This is a genomic window from Prescottella subtropica (assembly GCF_005434945.1).
GTDB lineage: Bacteria > Actinomycetota > Actinomycetes > Mycobacteriales > Mycobacteriaceae > Prescottella > Prescottella subtropica.
Genome location: NZ_SKCH01000002.1, coordinates 177,876 through 190,738 on the forward strand (window position 1 = coordinate 177,876; position 12,863 = coordinate 190,738).

Annotated in this window: 15 protein-coding genes; 9 read left to right on the forward strand and 6 right to left on the reverse strand. The window is 69.1% G+C overall.

Going from position 1 to position 12,863, the window contains the following annotated elements; translation table 11 throughout:
* Positions 1-4: 4 nt before the first annotated feature.
* The 5 genes from E0497_RS03130 to E0497_RS03145 all read right to left on the reverse strand — a co-directional run bounded on the left by E0497_RS03130 (position 5) and on the right by E0497_RS03145 (position 2,855).
* Positions 5-838 carry a sulfurtransferase gene (locus tag E0497_RS03130; protein WP_137723324.1) on the reverse strand — a complete coding sequence of 278 codons (834 nt, stop codon included), beginning with the start codon at positions 836-838 and terminating at the stop codon, positions 5-7.
* A 55-nt stretch (positions 839-893) separates the two neighbouring features.
* Positions 894-1,364, reverse strand: coding sequence for a DUF4395 domain-containing protein (locus E0497_RS03135; RefSeq protein WP_137723325.1), 471 nt, complete (start codon positions 1,362-1,364; stop codon positions 894-896).
* Between the two features lie 135 nt (positions 1,365-1,499).
* A complete protein-coding gene (locus E0497_RS21060; protein ID WP_421958300.1) occupies positions 1,500-1,586 on the reverse strand; it encodes a putative leader peptide in 87 nt (28 codons plus the stop codon).
* A gap of 34 nt (positions 1,587-1,620) precedes the next feature.
* Positions 1,621-2,076 carry a thioredoxin family protein gene (locus tag E0497_RS03140; protein ID WP_137723326.1) on the reverse strand — a complete coding sequence of 152 codons (456 nt, stop codon included), beginning with the start codon at positions 2,074-2,076 and terminating at the stop codon, positions 1,621-1,623.
* A complete protein-coding gene (locus E0497_RS03145) occupies positions 2,073-2,855 on the reverse strand; it encodes an LmeA family phospholipid-binding protein (protein WP_137723327.1) in 783 nt (260 codons plus the stop codon). Before E0497_RS03145 ends, E0497_RS03140 begins: the two co-directional genes overlap by 4 nt.
* Positions 2,856-2,994: 139 nt before the next feature.
* On the opposite strand from E0497_RS03145, the gene E0497_RS03150 reads away from it, so the two are divergent.
* The 9 genes from E0497_RS03150 (at position 2,995) to E0497_RS03190 (ending at position 12,162) form a co-directional block, all read left to right on the forward strand.
* Positions 2,995-3,780 (forward strand): winged helix-turn-helix transcriptional regulator, encoded by a 786-nt coding sequence (locus E0497_RS03150; protein ID WP_137723328.1) that lies wholly within the window; start codon positions 2,995-2,997, stop codon positions 3,778-3,780.
* Positions 3,777-4,682, forward strand: a complete 906-nt coding sequence (gene mshD / locus E0497_RS03155; RefSeq protein ID WP_137723329.1) for a mycothiol synthase — start codon at positions 3,777-3,779, stop codon at positions 4,680-4,682. The genes E0497_RS03150 and mshD overlap by 4 nt, the downstream gene beginning before the upstream one ends.
* Before the next feature lie 211 nt (positions 4,683-4,893).
* Entirely contained in the window at positions 4,894-6,021 is a 1,128-nt protein-coding gene (gene pstS, locus E0497_RS03160) for a phosphate ABC transporter substrate-binding protein PstS (protein WP_137723330.1), read from the forward strand.
* Between the two features lie 57 nt (positions 6,022-6,078).
* Positions 6,079-7,131: a phosphate ABC transporter permease subunit PstC gene (gene pstC, locus E0497_RS03165; RefSeq protein WP_137723331.1), complete on the forward strand. Its 1,053-nt coding sequence runs from the start codon at positions 6,079-6,081 to the stop codon at positions 7,129-7,131.
* A gap of 3 nt (positions 7,132-7,134) precedes the next feature.
* The gene (pstA, locus tag E0497_RS03170) at positions 7,135-8,040 is read left to right on the forward strand and encodes a phosphate ABC transporter permease PstA (RefSeq protein WP_137723332.1); all 906 of its coding nucleotides are present in this window, start codon (positions 7,135-7,137) and stop codon (positions 8,038-8,040) included.
* A 95-nt stretch (positions 8,041-8,135) separates the two neighbouring features.
* Complete coding sequence (pstB, locus tag E0497_RS03175) at positions 8,136-8,912, forward strand: phosphate ABC transporter ATP-binding protein PstB (RefSeq protein WP_137723333.1); 777 nt, start codon at positions 8,136-8,138, stop codon at positions 8,910-8,912.
* Between the two features lie 244 nt (positions 8,913-9,156).
* Entirely contained in the window at positions 9,157-11,097 is a 1,941-nt protein-coding gene (locus E0497_RS03180; protein WP_137723334.1) for a primary-amine oxidase, read from the forward strand.
* Complete coding sequence (locus E0497_RS03185; protein ID WP_161987381.1) at positions 11,094-11,552, forward strand: hypothetical protein; 459 nt, start codon at positions 11,094-11,096, stop codon at positions 11,550-11,552. The genes E0497_RS03180 and E0497_RS03185 overlap by 4 nt, the downstream gene beginning before the upstream one ends.
* Before the next feature lie 10 nt (positions 11,553-11,562).
* Entirely contained in the window at positions 11,563-12,162 is a 600-nt protein-coding gene (locus E0497_RS03190; RefSeq protein WP_137723336.1) for a TetR/AcrR family transcriptional regulator, read from the forward strand.
* Here E0497_RS03190 and E0497_RS03195 read toward each other — a convergent pair.
* On the reverse strand, positions 12,149-12,742 hold the full coding sequence (locus tag E0497_RS03195) for a TetR/AcrR family transcriptional regulator (RefSeq protein ID WP_137723337.1): 594 nt from the start codon (positions 12,740-12,742) through the stop codon (positions 12,149-12,151). The genes E0497_RS03190 and E0497_RS03195 overlap by 14 nt on opposite strands.
* Positions 12,743-12,863 lie beyond the last annotated feature (121 nt).

Sequence of the window (12,863 nt, forward strand, 5' to 3'; positions counted from 1 at the left end):
ACTCTTATGCTCCCAACTCGATCGGTGCGCCGACCAGCGAGCCGTATTCGACCCAGCTGCCGTCGTAGTTCTTCACGTTCCGCTTGCCGAGGATCTCCTGCAGCACGAACCAGGTGTGGCTCGAGCGCTCGCCGATGCGGCAGTAGGCGATGGTTTCCTTGGAGTCGTCGAAGCCCTTGTCCGCGTACAGCTTCGCGAGGTCCTCGTCGGACTTGAAGGTGCCGTCCTCGTTGGCGGTGGTGCTCCACGGGATGTTGATGGCGCCGGGGACGTGGCCGCGCTGCTGCGCCTGCTCCTGCGGCAGATGCGCGGGGGCGAGGATCTTGCCCGAGTACTCGTCGGGGGAGCGGACGTCGACCAGGTTCGCGGAACCGATCGCGGCGATGACGTCGTCACGGAACGCGCGGATCGAGGTGTCGGCGGCGGCGGCCTTGTACTCGGTGGCCGGGCGGGTGACGGTGTCCTTCGACAGCGGACGGCCGTCGAGCTCCCACTTCTTGCGGCCGCCGTCGATCAGCTTGACGTCCTGGTGGCCGTACAGCTTGAAGTACCAGTACGCGTACGCGGCGAACCAGTTGTTGTTGCCGCCGTAGAGGACCACGGTGTCGTCGTTGGCGACGCCCTTCGCGGACAGCAGCGCGGAGAACTGTTCCTGGTTCAGGAAGTCGCGGCGGACCGCGTCCTGCAGGTCCTTGCGCCAGTCGAGCCGGATCGCGCCCTCGATGTGGCCGACGTCGTAGGCGGCGGTGTCCTCGTCGACCTCGACGAAGACGGTCTTGGGGGCGGTCAGATTCTGCTCGGCCCAGTCTGCGGAGACCAGGACGTCGGAGCGAGCCATAGGTGGTCCTTTCGGGGTTCGATACGGCGAGTGGAGATTTCGGGAAACTGTGAGGTCAGGCCGGGTGCGGCGTGTTGCCGCCGCGCAGGCGCGCGACCAGGGGATAGATCTGGCAGCCCAGGCACACCCCGAACGCGGCGTTGAGGAGGGCCGCGAACAGGGCGAAACCGGTGGCGACGGCCCCGACGAGCCCGGCACCGGTGAGGAAGCCGGCGGTGCCGACGACGGCGAAGACGAGGCCGACGAGCTGCGCGAATCGCAGCGGTGCGGCGGGTTCACGTTCGGTCACCGGACCCAGCCGGGGCGCGACGAGGGCCGCGAACAGGCGGCCGTACGGGCTGCGGCGCGGGCCGGCCAGGGCGCCGATCGCGAAGACGACCGCCTGCGCGGCCAGCAGGATGCCGGCGGCGAGCGGGGAGACCGTCGACACGATCAGGACGGCCACCAGGACGGCGGTGGTGACCCAGGCGGCGAACCGGGGGCCGCGGACGTCGACCTGCTGCGGGGTGAGAGTGGGAGTGGACATGGGGTGTGCTCCTGCGGGATACCGAGTGCTGAGATGCCGGCGCGGGGCGGCGGGGTTCGGGATGCACCGATCACGGGCGGGGCCGTCGGTCGGCGACGACACACTGGGACGGAACGAGGCGTCGACCGGCCGTGATCAACAGCAGGGACAGCAACAACCACCGACACGGCACAGGTCGACTGCGCGGCGCCGGGTGAGCATCAGCTCGTGGTTGGGGTACACGAGGGGCAGCGTACCCCGTTTTTCGCGATCTGGGTCACTCCGTTTCGAGGAGTGGGAGCAGCGCCACTTCGAGGTCGGTCGCCGACGGCACCCCGGAGATGCGGAAACGCTCGGTCAGGTCGCCGTCGAGAATGAACGTCGTCGGCAGCGACAGGACGCTGAGAGTCTTTGCCAGAGCGGGGCTTTCGTCGATGTCGAGTTCCACCTCGAGCGCGGCGGGACCGCCGGTGCGGGAGGCGTCGAGCTTGGTGAGCACCTGCCCGACGACGCGGCGGACCGCCGCGCACGGACCGCACCAGTCGGCGGAGAAGTGCAGGACGACGGGACGTCCGGTCGCGGTCACTCCGGCCTCGGCGAGCAGCCCGAGACGATCGTCGGAGGCCGCCGGGGCCGGTGCGGAGGCTCGCACCTGCCCGGCCCGGGCCCGCAGTGCGAGTCCGACGGCGACGGTGGCGGCGACCGCGATCAGGAGCACGACGACGGCGGTCACGCGGCCTCCTGGAGGCGGTCGAGGTCGATGACGAGGTGGTCGCCGGTGCCCTCGACGACGATCTGCGACCCCTCGGCGTAGACGTCGGTGGGCATGATGCCGAACGGCAGGGCCTGCGGGTCGATCGTCTTGGTGAACAGGTCGAGCACCCCCTGGCGCAGCGGATTCGGGACGGAGAAGTCCGCCTCACCCTCGGGACCGAAGTAGAAGTCGGTGGCCACGATCATCAACTGTTCGCCGCGCAGCACCAGATCGGCCTGCACACTCACCGACGTCTGCAGCGGGCCGACCGGGACGGTGCCGGTGAACACGATGCCGCCGGTGGTCGGCGACCCGGAGCCGCCGGAGCCGCCGGTGCCGTCCGACTTGTCCGCCGGCGGCGCCGACACCTGCAGGTCGGGGATGCCGAGGAACTTCCCCAGGTCGGTGGCGTCGATCATCATCCGGCCCTCCAGATGGTCGACGGGCACCTGCGACACGGATCCGTCGAGGATCGAGGACGCCGGGACGGACACCCCGTTCAGCGTCGCCTCGATCGTCACGTCGCCGATCATGTCCCGGTGCACCTGCCGGGCGCGGATCTCGACGTCGTCGTACTTGCCGCGCCACGCCTGGGTGAGGAACGGGAAGCCGTGGACGGTGACCTCGGGGTCGGCGGTGAGGGATCCACCCTCACGCAGCGCCCGGGACACCCGATACTCGGAGTAGGCCGCGGCGCCGAAATCGACGACGACGGCGATTCCGACGAGGCATACCAGCCCGATGATCAGTTTCCGCACCGTTCCATTGTTACCGTTCGCCCCGGGTGCCGGTGCGGCGGTCCGGTGTCGGCTCGCGCTAGTCTGTGCGCGAAAACTTGTCGGACCACTCGGTGTCGGCCCTCCGCCGGCGTTCGCGGCGACAGAGAGGGAGGCCTGAGTGGAGCTTCTGCTACTGACCTCCGACCCCGATCCGGAGACGGTGCTGCCGTCGTTGGCCCTGCTGTCGCACACCGTGCGGCCGGCCCCGACCGACGTGTCGTCGCTCCTCGAGGCAGGCGCGGCGGACATTGCCCTCGTCGATGCCCGCTCCGACCTGGCCGCGGCCCGCGGACTGTGCCGGCTACTGGGGACGACGGGGTCCGCGATCCCGGTCGTGGCCGTCCTCACCGAGGGCGGGCTCGTCGCCGTCAACGCGGACTGGGGTCTCGACGACATCCTGCTCCCGACGACCGGGCCGGCCGAACTCGATGCGAGACTGCGGTTGCTCGTCGGCCGCAACGGGGGTGTCGCCGCGCCCGAAGCGACCGGCAAGATCACGCTCGGCGAGCTGGTGATCGACGAGGGGACGTACACCGCACGACTGCGGGGTCGTCCCCTCGATCTGACTTACAAGGAGTTCGAGCTCCTCAAGTACCTCGCGCAGCATGCGGGCCGGGTGTTCACCCGCGCGCAGCTGCTGCAGGAGGTGTGGGGTTACGACTTCTTCGGTGGTACCCGCACCGTCGACGTCCACGTCCGGCGACTGCGCGCCAAGCTCGGCTCGGACTACGAGTCGCTCATCGGCACCGTCCGCAACGTCGGCTACAAGGCGGTACGTCCCCCGACCCGGTCGGGCCCGGCGCCGGCCGGTACTGCACCCGACGACCCGAACCCCGACCGCGACCCGGCTCCCGACGGACCGGATCCGGCCCCTGCCCCTACCCACGGATCGGCGTATCGATGAACACTCTGCAGCTCGACTGGATCGATTCACCGCCGGCCGCGGCGATCCGGGATCTCGTGGCCCGGGCCACGACGGCCGACGGCACCGCACCGGTGTCGGAGCAGGCCCTGCACGCGCTCACCGGCACCGGTTCCGCACGGCACCTGACGGCCACGGTCGACGGCCGCGTCGTCGGCTACGCGCAGCTCGAACCCGGGCACGGAGACCATCCGGCGATGGCGGAGGTCGTCGTCGACCCCGACGGCCGAGGGGCCGGGACCGGGCGGCGGCTCGTCGCGGAGGCGCTGCACGCCGGGGGAGCGGGCACCCGGGTGTGGGCGCACGGCAACCTGCCGGCGGCCGTCGCCGTCGCCGACCGGCTCGGCCTCGTCGGGGCGCGGGAACTGCTGCAGTTGCGGCGGTCGCTGACCGAACCACTGCCCGACGTCGTCGTGCCCGACGGTGTCACGCTGCGCACGTACCGGGGCCCGGCGGACGACGCGGAGATCCTGCGGGTCAACGCGGCCGCGTTCGCATGGCACCCGGAGCAGGGCACGTGGACGCAGCACGACGTCGACGAACGGCGCAGCGAACCGTGGTTCGACCCGGAGGGTCTGTTCCTGGCGTTCCCCGACACCGGTGACACCGAGCGTCTTCTCGGTTTCCACTGGACCAAGGTGCACGCGCCGGAGCACGGCAACCCGGCGCTCGGCGAGGTGTACGTCGTCGGTATCGACCCCGACGCGCAGGGCCGCGGCCTGGGCCGGGTCCTGACGCTGGCGGGCCTGCACCACCTGCGCGAGCGTGGTCTCGGCGCCGTCCTGCTGTACGTCGAGGGGGACAACACCGCAGCTCTGCACACGTACGAGCGGCTCGGATTCGAGCGGTTCCACGTCGACGTCGCCTACGCCGCCGGCGTCTGAGAAACGCCCGGCCGGGCGGGTGTGACGCATCACTCGAGGAATTCCCGGCGGGAGTTCACCTTCCGTTCACCGAACCGGGTCCCGATGGCTACCGGGCACCCTTACCTTTCTGGCCTGGGTGGCGCAGAGTCACCCGGTGCGGTCCCGTACGGGCCGGCATCCCCACGCCGCCCGACGACGGGCGGAACGCCAGGACAGCGGAGGATCCAGGGTGAAGCTCGAGCGTAACGGCGCAGTGTTCGGAGCAGTGGTGTTCGGTGCTGTCGCGGCGATGACGCTGACGGCCTGCGGCAGCGACAACAACGCCGCCTCCTCGACGGTCGACACGTCGGCGTCCACGGCACTGTGCGACGGCAAGGACAAGCTGTCCGGGGCCGGATCGTCCGCGCAGAAGAATGCGATGGACGAGTTCACCTCCGCCTACATCGCGGCCTGCCAGAACAAGGGCAAGAACGTCAACGTCGCCTACAACCCGAGCGGTTCCGGTGACGGCCGCACCCAGTTCATCGCGAACAAGATCGACTTCGCCGGTTCGGACTCGGCGATCAAGGGGGAGCAGGCCGAGCAGGCCAAGCAGCGCTGCAACGGCAACGACGCGTGGAACCTGCCGCTCGTGTTCGGTCCGGTCGCGGTCGCCTACAACCTCGACGGCGTCGACGCCCTCGTTCTCGACGGCGAGACCATCGCCAAGATCTTCAACGGCACGATCACCACGTGGAACGATCCGGCGATCGCCGCCCTCAACCCGGGTGTCACGCTCCCGGACGAGAAGATCAACCCGATCTTCCGCTCCGACTCGTCGGGCACCAGCGACAACTTCCAGCAGTACCTCGAGGCGTCGTCGAAGGGTGCCTGGACGGCCGGCGCGGGCTCCGACTTCAAGGGCGGTGCCGGTGAGGGCGCCAAGGGCTCGGCGGGTGTCGCGCAGGCCGTCGCGACCGCTCCCGGGTCGATCACGTACGTCGAGAAGTCGTTCGCCGATCAGCAGAAGCTGTCGGTCGCGCAGATCGACAACGGTTCCGGCCCGGTCGCGCTGACGCAGGACACCGCCGGCAAGGCGATCGCGAACGCCGCGTTCAAGGGCGCGGGCACCGGCGATCTCACGCTCGACCTGAAGTCGATCTACGGCAGCACCGAGGCCGGCACCTACCCGCTGATCCTGGCGACCTACGAGATCGTGTGCTCGGCCGGGTACCCCGCGGACATCTCCGCCGCCGTGAAGTCGTTCCTGACCAGTGCCGCGAACGAGGGCCAGCAGACGCTCGCCGACCAGGGCTACGTCCCGCTGCCGGAATCGTTCCGCGCCAAGATCAACGAGTCGATCGCGGCCATCGGCTGATCGGGACGCACCGTATCCGGACTGCCCATCTATATTCGACGGAGAATGTGAGCGCAGATGACTGACGCGAGCACACGGTCAACACCACGCGCCTCCGGCCCCGCGGACGGCGGGGCCGGGGTGGGCGGTCCGAACGGTACCCCGGAGGCCCCGATCACTTCCTCACCGGAAACGAAGAACAAGGCTGTCACCCGGCCCGGAGACCGGATCTTCGGTTCCTTCGCCTCGGGTTCGGCGGTCTTCGTCACCCTGCTCGTCGCGGCCGTCGGCATCTTCCTGATCTGGCGTGCCGTGCCCGCATTGCAGCGCAACGAGGTCAACTTCCTCACCAGCCGGGTATGGGACACGGTCGACATCGACGCCATGGCGTTCGGTGTGCTCGACCTGTTCATCACCACCGTCAAGGTGTCGGTGTTCGCGCTGGTGCTGGCGATGCCGATCGCGCTCGGCATCGCGATCTTCCTCACCGAATACGCGCCGAAACGTCTCGCCGGCCCCCTCGCCTACGTGATCGACCTGCTGGCCGCGGTGCCGTCGATCGTCTACGGCCTGTGGGGCCTGCTGGTGTTCGCGCCGGCCGTCGCACCGGCCGCGGTGTGGCTCAACGAGCACCTGGGCTGGATCCCGTTCTTCGCGGACGGCACCGGTTCGATCCGCGGCGGCGGCACCGTGTTCACCGCCGGCATCGTGCTCGCGGTGATGATCCTGCCGGTCATCACCGCCGTCACCCGCGAGGTGTTCGCCCAAACCCCCAAGGCGCACGTCGAGGCCGCGCTCGCGCTCGGTGCGACGCGGTGGGAAGTGGTGCGCACCACCGTCATCCCGTTCGGCAAGTCCGGCTACATCAGTGGCTCCATGCTCGGCCTCGGCCGTGCACTCGGCGAGACCATGGCGCTGTACATGATCCTGCGGACCACGTCCGCGCCGGCGTCGTGGTTCGGCCTCAACGACTCGGGCGCGACGATCGCATCCAAGATCGCCCTCGGATACGCCGAGTTCAACAACGACATCCAGGCGGGCGCCTACATCGCCGCCGGCCTGGTCCTCTTCGTGCTCACCTTCGTGGTCAACGCGGCCGCACGCGCCGTGATCTCCGGAAAGCGGGACTGACCGATGACCAGCGTTCTCGACAAGCCCATCAAGGCGCCCGCCTTCCAAGGGGTGGGCCTGCGCCGCCGCATCACCGACCACGCCGCCACCGTGCTGGTCACGCTGTCCGTGCTGATCGCACTGGTGCCACTGGTGTGGGTGCTGTGGACGGTGATCGTCAAGGGTCTGCCGGCCGTCACGTCGCAGACGTGGTTCACCCACTCGTTCAGCGGCCTGTCCGCGTCCGCACAGGGCGGCGGCATCTACCACGCCCTCGTCGGAACGCTCCTGCAGGGCCTGTTCTGCGCGATCCTGGCAGTGCCGCTCGGCCTGTTCGTCGCCGTCTACCTCGTCGAATACGCGGGCGACTCGAAGCTCGGCAAGCTCACGACGTTCATGGTCGACATCCTCTCGGGCATCCCGTCGATCGTCGCCGCCCTGTTCATCTACGCGCTGTGGGTCGCCACGTTCGGCTTCCCCAAGTCGGCGCTGGCCGTGTCGCTCGCCCTGGTGCTGCTGATGGTCCCCGTCGTGGTCCGCAGCACCGAGGAGATGCTGCGCATCGTGCCCAACGACCTGCGGGAGGCGTCGTACGCGCTGGGCGTCCCCAAATGGAAGACGATCATGCGGATCGTCGTCCCGACCGCGCTGCCCGGCACCATCACCGGTGTCATGCTCGCCCTCGCCCGCGTCCTCGGCGAGAGCGCGCCGCTGCTGATCCTGGTCGGCTACGCGCCGTTCATCAACTTCAACCTGTTCGGCGGCGAGATGGGCACCCTGCCCGGCGTGATGGTCGCCGAGATGAACAACCCGACCGACGCCGGCTCCAACCGGATCTGGGGCGCCGCCCTGACCCTGATCCTCGTCATCGCGGTCCTCAACGTCGTCGCCAAGGTGATCGGCCGCTTCACCGCCGTCCGCAGCAAGTGAGCACCGATTCCGTGACGGTCGCCGCGATCACCGCCACCCCCGAACCTCGTCAGTACATACTCGAGCAGAAGCTCACACCAGTAGGGAGCCGATGAATGGCCAAGCGTCTGGATCTCAAGGACGTCAACATCTACTACGGCAAGTTCCACGCCGTCGCCGATGTCGGGCTGTCGGTGCCGCCGCGCAGCGTCACCGCGTTCATCGGCCCGTCCGGCTGCGGCAAGTCGACGGTGCTGCGCTCCCTCAACCGCATGCACGAGGTGACGCCCGGCGCCCGCGTCGAAGGCTCCGTGCTCCTCGACGGTGAGGACATCTACGGTTCGACCGTCGACCCGGTCGGTGTCCGCAAGACCATCGGGATGGTGTTCCAGCGACCCAACCCGTTCCCCACCATGTCGATCCGCGACAACGTCGTCGCCGGCCTCAAGCTGCAGGGCGTGCGGAACAAGAAGGAACTCGACGAGGTCGCCGAGAAGTCGCTGCGCGGCGCCAACCTGTGGAACGAGGTCAAGGACCGGCTCGACAAGCCCGGCGGCGGACTGTCCGGCGGTCAGCAGCAGCGCCTGTGCATCGCCCGCGCGATCGCCGTCTCCCCGGACGTGCTGCTCATGGACGAGCCCTGCTCGGCCCTCGACCCGATCTCGACGCTCGCGATCGAGGACCTCATCACCGAACTCAAGCAGGACTTCACGATCGTCATCGTCACCCACAACATGCAGCAGGCCGCCCGCGTCAGCGACCAGACGGCGTTCTTCAACCTCGAGGCCACCGGCAAGCCCGGCCGGCTCATCGAGATCGACGACACCGAGAAGATCTTCTCCAACCCCACCCAGAAGGCCACCGAGGACTACATCTCCGGCCGCTTCGGCTGAGACCTACGGCGCTCCCGGCCCGGCGAACGACCCGGTGCGACACCCGTCGCACCGGGTCGTTCGTGCATCGGGGGGCGGGGCCGGGCATGACGATCGGTGCACAGGTCTTGCACGTGCGGGCACGATCCGTCCGCGACCACATCCCGACTGTGACCGGGGCCATAGCGTGGCTGCCGCCGGGTGGTCGCACGACCGTCCGAAAACGTGGGCGACATGCCGCCCCTGTCGTATCGGGAGCACTTCCATGACCGTTCGGATCGACCACCCCCGTCAGACGTCGCGGCCGCCGGCGCCGCTGAGTGGAGCCGAGATCGACGCCGCCCGGAGCCTGTTGTCCGGGCAGGGGTTGGTCGGCGAACACACCCGGTTCGCGTATCTGGGACTCGACGACTACGACGCCGAGGCGATCGAGGACCGGCGGGTGCGGGTGCTGTTGCACGACGTCCGGCACGCGAACGGCGCCGACGTCGTGGTGTCGTTGGCCCGGGGCATCGTGGTGTCACACACCGTGCTGGACGGGGCGACGGACGGAATGCTGCCGGTCCTCGGCGAGGAGTTCGCGGTGGTCGAGTCCGTCCTCGCGGCCGACGAGCGGTGGCGGGCGGCGCTGGACGCCCGGGGCATCGACGTGGCGCAGGTGCGGGTGGCGCCGCTGTCGGCCGGGGTGTTCGACTATCCGGGGGAGACGGGCCGCAGGATCCTGCGGGGCCTGGGTTTCCGGCAGGACCACGCCGACGACCACGCGTGGGCGCACCCCATCGACGGGCTCGTGGGCTTCGTGGACGTCGTCGCGCGCGAGGTGCTCGACGTGATCGATCTGGGCGCGGTCCCGATCCCGGAGGGGGACGGGAACTTCCATCTGCGTACCGAACCGACCCGGACCACGCAGCGGCCGATCGAGATCACTCAGCCCGAGGGGCCGAGTTTCACACTCGACGGGAACGTGCTCGAGTGGGAGCGGTGGTCGGTCGGTATCGGGTTCGATGCCAGGGAAGGGCTGGTGCTGCACCAGATCTCGTTCGAGGACGAGGGGCGGGTGCGGCCGATCGTCAACCGGGCGTCGGTCTCGGAGATGGTGGTGCCGTACGCGGATCCGTCCCCGGTGCGGTCGTGGCAGAACTACTTCGACACCGGCGAGTACCTGATCGGCCGGTACGCGAACTCGCTCGAGCTCGGGTGCGACTGCCTGGGCGACATCACCTACCTGGACGCGACGATCGCCGACGAGGTGGGTCACCCGCACACCATCCGGAACGCGATCTGCATCCACGAGGAGGACCACGGCATCCTGTGGAAGCACACCGACGAGTGGGCGGGATCGTCGGAGACCAGACGGCAACGGCGGCTGGTGATCTCGTTCTTCACGACGATCGGCAACTACGACTACGGCTTCTACTGGTATCTGTACCTCGACGGAACCATCGAGTTGGAGGCCAAGGCCACCGGTGTCGTGTTCACCGCCGCCTACCCCGGCCCGTACGCCGAGGGCGACGACAACCCGTACGCGTCCGAACTGGCACCCGGGCTGGGCGGACCACTGCATCAGCATCTGTTCTCCGCGCGACTGGACATGGCCGTCGACGGCTTCGGTAACACCGTGGTCGAGCGCGATTTCGTGCGAGTGCCGATATCGGAGACGAACCCGCACGGGAACGCGTTCACCTACCGTTCGACGCCGCTGACGAGGGAATCGGACGCCCGGCGGACGGCGGACCGTTCCGTCGGCCGCACGTGGGAGATCACCAACCCGAACTCGCTGAACCGACTCGGCCGTCCGGTGGCGTACTCGCTTGTCCCGGAAGGCAATCCCACGCTCCTCGCGGCGGACGAGTCCTCGATCAGCCGTCGGGCCGCGTTCGCGACCGAGCACCTGTGGGTGACCCGGTTCGATCCGTCGGAGCGTTATGCCGCAGGAGATTTCGTGAACCAGCATCCGGGTGGGGCGGGTCTGCCGGCGTACGTCGCCGGCGACCGGAACATCGCCGACGAGCATCTCGTGGTGTGGCACACGTTCGGACTCACCCACGTGCCCCGGCCCGAGGACTGGCCGATCATGCCGGTGGACTACACCGGATTCACGCTGAAGCCGAACGGCTTCTTCGACCGCAACCCGACGCTCGACGTGCCGCCGTCGGCCCGCCGCGACGAGGGGGACTCGTGCTGTCACGGTGTGGCACACGGGTGACCGACCGGGATCCGCGCGTGGTCGCGGCCCAGGCTGTGATGGTGGTGTCGATGGGGGCCATGCTGGTCGGGCACTCGGTGGTGTGGCTGCCGGTGGCGGAGGTCGCGGTGCTGGTGGGCACGGTGCTCGTGCTCACCGGCACCCCGCAGCAGGCCCGTCGCTATCGGCACTGCGTCCTGGACCTGACGGCGATGGCGCTGCTGGCGCTGTTGATGCCGATCACGATGACGCACGGGGGCGCAGCGCAGCCGATTCCGTCCGGCGCATCCTGGCCCGGTCATGCACACGAGGCCGGCGGGTTCGGGATGCAGGCGGCAGTGGTCGTGGTCCTCGTGGCTTGGGTGGTCGGCCACGGTGTGCTCTGGCGACGCGGCGGGCGGCGGCGGACGGTCCGGGCCGCGGGCGGTGCGGTGATGATCGCGGCGTCGGTGCTGATGTCCGCCGGGATCGGGTAGCGGGACGTACATGCCGAAACTGGTGGACCACGACGAACGAAGGCGCGAAATTATTTGTGCGACATGGCGTCTGATCGCCTCTGAGGGGATGTCGGCGACCGGGGTGCGGAGGATCGCCGACGAGGCCGGCCTGGCCAACGGCACGGTGCGGCACTACTTCGCGGACAAGCGGGCGATCCTGCGCGCCGCCCACGAACACATCGTCGCCGAGACGAACCGCCGGGCGGACGAGGCGCGGGGCGAGGCGATCGGACTGCGTGCCCTGCGCGCATTCTGCCTCGAGGTGCTCCCGGTGACCGCGGACGCCCGACTCGAGGCGCGGATCGCGATGGCGCTGTGGCATCACGCCGCCACCGACCCGGAGTCGGCGCGGATCAACGCGGTCGTCGTCGCGCAGTGGCGGGGCGTCGTCGTCACGCACCTGCGCGAGGCGGCGGCGTTGGGTGAGCTCGCGGATCCGGACACGCTCGAGGATGTGGCCGGGGAACTGCTCGCGATGCTGATCGGACAGCAGATGCTCGGTCTGCTCGCCGGCCCGGGCGACGCGACACCTCGGCTGGTGGGGGAGTTGGATTCGTTCCTCGGTCGCCTGCGGTCTAGCGCGCGGTGATCCGGTCGAAGAATGCGGTCAGGTGCGCCTCGTGCAGGGTTGGCGTCGACAATCGTGGGCCGATCAGCGCCATGACGTTGGCGCCCACGTTCATCACGATCAGCTCGTCCACCAGTTGCTCGTCGGGAGTGTCGACGACGACGTCGCCGTCCTCCCGGGCCTGGGCGAGGAGGCCGAACAGCTGTCGGCGCCAGTTCTCGAGGTGTTCGAGGTAGTGGTCGTAGAGCCGTTGATTGGACAGCGACAGTTCCCAGAACGGCAGCAGGACCCGTCCGGCGGTGATGCCTTCTTCGTCGAGCGGCATTGCCGCCCAGCACAGTTCGCGTAGCGCGGCGAGTCCGCGTTGTTCCTCGACGGCAGCGACGACACGCTCGGTCATCACCTCCAGCGCACGCTCGTAGGTGGCCTCGACGATGTCGTCCTTGCTGGGGAAGTAGTGCTTGAGGGCGCCGTTCGCGAAGCCGGCCGCATTCGCGATCTCGCGCATCGTGACCGACTCGAGGCCGCCGTCGACGATGAGTTTCCAGGTGACGTCGATGATCTCGCGTCGCCGCTCGTCGTGGTCGATGATCTTGGGCATCCGTACCCCCGTGCCTGCCGGCAACTCGCAACGGTGTGATTGTCGCCCAGCGTAGACGATCTGCCGGTGGGGAGGGAACGCGGTGTTCTCACACGCGCGCCGGTGTGCCGGGCCCCGACGA